Genomic DNA, 2,183 nt, shown 5'->3' with positions numbered 1-2,183 from the left:
ACCTGCTCCCAGGCGACCGGCACGCCCCGCACGAAGAGCTTCGCGAGCGCGGTGAACAGGGCGCGGGGTTCGTCACGGCCGCGACGGAGCAGCGGGAGCCAGACCTCGGCGGCTGCCTCGCCCTCGGTGTCGATCCGGGTCTGCGGGCCCATGCCGGACAGCACACCGTCGGGGCCGATCTCGACGAACGTCCGGACGCCGGCGGCGCGAAGGGACTGCGCGGCGTCGTGGAAGCGAACGGCCTCGCGGACGTGCTTCACCCAGTAGGCCGGGTCCGTGACCTCGTCCGTCACCGGGAGGCCGGTGAGGGCGGAGACCATCGTCAGCTTGGGCGTGCGGTAGCTGACGGCGGCGACGACGCGGGCGAACTCATCCAGCATCGGCTCCATCAGCGGGGAGTGGAACGCGTGGGAAACCTGGAGACGCTTCGTACGTGCGCCGGACGCGGCCAACTGTTCGGCGGCCTGCAGTACTTCGTCCTCGACGCCCGAGATCACCACGGCCTTGGGGCCGTTCACCGCGGCGATACCGACACCAGTCCGGCCCGCGATCGCTTCGAGAACCTGCTCCTCCGTGGCCTCGACGGCCACCATCGCACCACCGGACGGTAGTTGCTGCATCAGCCGGCCACGCGCGGCCACCACCGCGCAGGCGTCCTCCAGCGACCACACCCCCGCCACATGCGCCGCCGCCAGCTCACCGATCGAATGACCGGCCACCACCTGCGGACTCACACCCCAGGACTCCAGCAGGCGGTGAAGGGCCACCTCAACGGCGAACAGTGCGGGCTGCGCCCACCCCGTGTCATCGATCGGGCCCTCACCCCGGATGACGGCGGCGAGGGAACCGTCCAGGTGCTCGGCCAGACCCGCGCACACCGCGTCGAAGGCGTCGGCGAAGACCGGGAACGCCTGGTAGAGGCCCTGCCCCATACCGACGCGCTGCGCACCCTGGCCGGTGAACACGAACCCGACCTTGCCCGCACCGCCCACGGCTCCGGTCACCACACCGGGGACCTCACGGCCCTCGGCCAACGCGGCAAGACCGGCCAGCAGCTCCTCGCGGTCCGCACCGAGGACCACCGCCCGCTGCTCCAACGCCGCCCGCGACACCGCCAATGACCAACCAGCGTCCAGAAGATCAGCGTCAGACTGCTGTACGAAGTCCGCGAGCCGCTCCGCCTGACCGGCAAGCGCTTCCGCCGACCGCCCCGACACCACCCACGGCACCACCGGGAACGTCCGGTGGTCCGCCCGGGGGCGCGGAATGTCCTGCTCGGGAGCCTGCTCGATGATCACATGCGCGTTGGTCCCGGAGAACCCGAACGACGACACGCCCGCCCGACGCGGCCGCTCACCCGTCTCCGGCCACGGCTGCGCCTCAGTGACCAGCCGGACCGCGCCCGCCGCCCAGTCCACGTGCGAGGACGGCTCGTCCACGTGCAGCGTCGCCGGGACGCTCCCGTGCTGCATCGCGGCAACCATCTTGATGACACCCGCCACACCGGCGGCCGCCTGCGCGTGCCCGATGTTCGACTTCACCGAGCCCAGCAGCAGCGGCCGGCCGGCCGGCCGCTCCTGGCCGTAGGTCGCCAGCAACGCCTGCGCCTCGATCGGATCGCCCAGCCTGGTCCCGGTGCCGTGGCCCTCGACCACGTCCACCTCGGCCGCCGACAGACCGGCGTTGGCCAGCGCGGCCCGGATCACTCGCTGCTGCGACGGCCCGTTCGGCGCCGTCAGACCGTTGGACGCGCCGTCCTGGTTGACCGCCGAACCCCGCACGACCGCGAGCACCTTGTGCCCGTTGCGGCGCGCGTCCGACAGCCGCTCCACCACCAGGACGCCGACGCCCTCGCCCCAGCCGGTTCCGTCCGCGGACTCCGCGTAGGCCTTGCAGCGCCCGTCCGGAGCCAGGCCGCGCTGCCGCGAGAAGTCGATGAACGTGCCGGGCGTCGACATCACCGTCACACCGCCCGCCAGCGCGAGCGAACTCTCCCCCGAGCGCAGCGACTGGCAGGCCAGGTGCAGCGCCACCAGCGACGACGAACACGCCGTGTCCACCGTCACCGCCGGACCTTCCAGCCCCAGCGCATACGCCACCCGCCCCGAGGCCACCGAACCCGTGCCACCCGTCCCCAGATACCCCTCGACCTCCTCCGGCACGAAGTGCGACGGCAGGTAGTC

Annotated in this window: 1 protein-coding gene; it reads right to left on the bottom strand. The window is 72.3% G+C overall.

Going from position 1 to position 2,183, the window contains the following annotated elements; all coding sequences use genetic code 11:
- Positions 1-2,183 (bottom strand): type I polyketide synthase (locus tag ABZ497_RS36715; RefSeq protein WP_359812477.1); only part of this gene is annotated, 2,183 nt, incomplete at both ends.

Source organism: Kitasatospora sp. NPDC005751, from assembly GCF_040630835.1.
Lineage (GTDB): Bacteria > Actinomycetota > Actinomycetes > Streptomycetales > Streptomycetaceae > Kitasatospora.
This window is presented reverse-complemented; position numbering and strand designations above follow the sequence as displayed.